The 828-nt window shown below is 37.8% G+C and carries 1 protein-coding gene; it reads right to left on the reverse strand.

The genetic code is table 11. The features are described from left to right. Positions 1–828: RNA-guided endonuclease InsQ/TnpB family protein (locus tag AACS98_RS06735; protein WP_066377587.1), on the reverse strand; the 828-nt coding region annotated here is incomplete at both ends.

Below are 828 nucleotides of genomic sequence, written 5' to 3' on the forward strand. Positions count from 1 at the left end.
ACTAAATTTTTAATCCTCAAATTTTCATAAGCTACCAAATCGTTAGATTGGATTACGCAACGCGCCACTCGCTTAGCGTGTTCTATACGTTGCCTACTTATTTTGAGGTGTACTCGACCTAATCTATTAACAGCTTTCTTACGGTTGATAGAAGCCCTTTTTTTCCGAGAAACACGACGTTGATAAAACTTTAATCGTTTTTCTCCTGTACGATAAAATCTAGGATTAGGTTCACTATGCCCATTACTGTCCGTATAGAATTCTTTTAATCCAACATCCAACCCGATAGTTTTACCAGTCGGCTGTGTTTCTATTTTGTTATCTACACTTATCAAGAATTGGGCATAATATCCGTCTGCACGACGTACTAACCTCACCCGTTTTATCTGTTCTATTGGATAGAAGTTTAAGTCCCACGTTCCTTTTAGTTTCAGGTTGCCAATTCCTTTTTTGTCTGTAAAAGTAATCTGCTTTCTCGTTTGTGATAACTTCCAGCCAGAGGTTTTGTATTCCACTGAACGGTTATTTTTCTTAAATTTTGGATAACCTTTCTTACCTGGAATATTTTTCTTGCAGTTATCATAAAACCGAGCTATTGAGCTATACGCTCTTTCTACTCCTACCTGACAAGCATGAGAGTTTAAAGCTTTCACAAAGGGATATTCAGCCCTTAACACAGTATTGTAGCGATATAACTCTTTCTGCCCTACACCATGATTATCCATCCAGAAACGGATACACTTATTGCGGACAAATTGAGCGGTTCTGATCGCCTCATCTATAGCTGCGTATTGAGTTGTTTTCCCTTTGACTTTAAACTCTAAAACT

Origin of the sequence: Anabaena sp. CA = ATCC 33047 (assembly GCF_963870205.1) — a bacterium.
GTDB lineage: Bacteria > Cyanobacteriota > Cyanobacteriia > Cyanobacteriales > Nostocaceae > Trichormus.